Raw genomic sequence first — 2,172 nt, 5'->3', positions numbered from 1 at the left:
CAAACAACTCAAGATAGCCTATTTGAAGGCAATGAGACTTTCACTGTGAGTTTAAGCAATCCTAATAATGGTGCGGTTGTTAGTTCTACCAACGCTACAGCGAAAGGAACAATTAATAATGATGATGATGCTGCGTCTAACAAAAAACCAAATCTGCAAAGCTTCACCCAAAATGGACAAGAAGATCAAATAATTAGTTTTGGTATTGGAGACTTCAAAGACAAGGGTAAATACCAAGACGAAGACAATAATGATTTAATGGCAATTAAGGTAATAAGTTTACCAACCGCTGGAAGCCTGACTTTTGTTGATGGTCAACAAGTGACTGTCAATCAAGAGATATCAGTTGATGACCTAGCTAATCTGCGATATAATCCCGTTCTTAATGCTAATGGTAATGTTGCCACATTGACAGTAGCAGCGATTGATAATGGTACTCCAAAAGTAGAATCTGATCCTGCTACAATCACAATCAATCTGACTCCGGTAAATGATCCTCCCGTTGCACAAAATGATCAATTATCTGTCAGTCAAGGAAGTGCGGGAACTATCAACCCTTTAAACAATGATAGTGACCCTGAAGGAGATAGTTTAAAGCTCACCGGCAAAACCGACGGTAAATATGGCAAAGTTGATATCAATGGCAATAATTTGACCTATACGCTGTCAGATGCCAATTATTTGGGTAATGATGTCTTTAGTTACACTGTCTCTGATGGTGATCTTTCCGCAAGCGCTAATGTTAGGGTAACGGTTACGGGTAAAGCTGCAACTGATACTGTAGCACCAACTCAGCTAATCCCAATTGCTCCTGATGATAAACTGATTCCCAAGGAAGCAGGTACATTAACTGGTATTGTTGATAAATTGGGCTACGAATTTCCTAATAACTACAACCCATCCCTTGTCAAAAACTCCCTGCAAAATGCCCTAAATCAGACCACCGCAGCTTTTAATAATCTGTTCGGTCTATATGAGGTGGATGATGCAACGGGGTCTGTAAATGGCATTAAACCCGGAGAAACCGGTTATGCGAAAGCCGCTTTGGGTAAAGTGGTAAATAACTTTATTGCGCGGGTAGGGGGTTCAAGTAGTGGTGCTGCGAGTGATGTCGTTGTCAGTGGTGGTAAAATCTATTCTCCCTTTGTGATTGCTAATGGTGGTAACTTCTCCGGTAATCTTCAACAAGCGATTAATGCTTTCTTTGCTGCGAACCCTAATAATAGTCCGGCTACCGCGCAAAATTACACGACTTTACCTGTAGCCTATTTTAGCTTTGGGGTAGCTAACCCGGACGGTGCGGCTCATTTAAGAAGTTTTGGGAATAATACCTTTGGTTTTGAAGATCTACCTGCGGGTGTGGGGATAAGTGACTACGATTTTAATGATGCGGTTTTCTCCTTTGGAACGCAAATTTAATAACCTGCAATTCTGATTTAACCTGAAATGGTGCGTTACGCTGTCGCTAACACACCCTACTTTTGCACTTTATTTAATTCATATTCCTTTGGAGCGATAGCGTAAGCCTATTTGATTCTCCGGGTAGGGATATTACGGGATACAAGGGTACTTTATCTACTAAGCTGTTGTGCATTTAGTTTGTATAATTCTAGCGGGCAAGATGCCCGCACCACAAAGTTCAAGTAAATTATGGTTAAGCTGTTGTGCATTTAGTTTGTATAATTCTAGCGGGCAAGATGCCCGCACTACAAAGTTCAAGTAAATTATGGTTATCAAATTTAGCTGCGTAACAGCTTAGTAGCTTTGTGACTGTTTAAGCTACGTAGCGGTAATATTGCAAGAGTCAGATACCCGATTTCTCTAAGAAGTCGGGTATCTTGTTGGTAACAAAGCCGCTTCTCCTTCACAAGGGGGTAAAATAGTAAAATGACAGATGCTACTGTTATTGTCCCCAAAATAACTATCACGAAAATATATGACAACCAACCCACCAATTCTCACTTATACTCTGGAAGAAATATTATCTCGTTTGGATCAAAAGATAGAGAAGCAATTTACCGAAGTTAACCAAAAAATGGATCGGCAATTTGCTGAAGTCAATCAGAAAATGGAGAAGCAATTTGCTCAAGTCAATCAAAAACTAGAAATTATTGATGGTAGACTAAATAAACTGGAAATTGGACAGGCAGAATTATCAGGGGAAATTAAAAC

Annotated in this window: 2 protein-coding genes; both read left to right on the top strand. The window is 39.9% G+C overall.

Going from position 1 to position 2,172, the window contains the following annotated elements:
• Positions 1-1,419, top strand: a 1,419-nt coding sequence (locus tag IQ228_RS25060) for an Ig-like domain-containing protein (protein WP_193964850.1), incomplete at its 5' end; no start/stop codon positions are given.
• Between the two features lie 517 nt (positions 1,420-1,936).
• Positions 1,937-2,172, top strand: a 236-nt coding sequence (locus IQ228_RS25055; protein WP_228044073.1) for a hypothetical protein, incomplete at its 3' end; no start/stop codon positions are given.

It is taken from the genome of Dolichospermum sp. LEGE 00246, assembly GCF_015207865.1.
Taxonomy (GTDB): Bacteria; Cyanobacteriota; Cyanobacteriia; order Cyanobacteriales; family Nostocaceae; genus Dolichospermum; species Dolichospermum heterosporum.
This window is presented reverse-complemented; position numbering and strand designations above follow the sequence as displayed.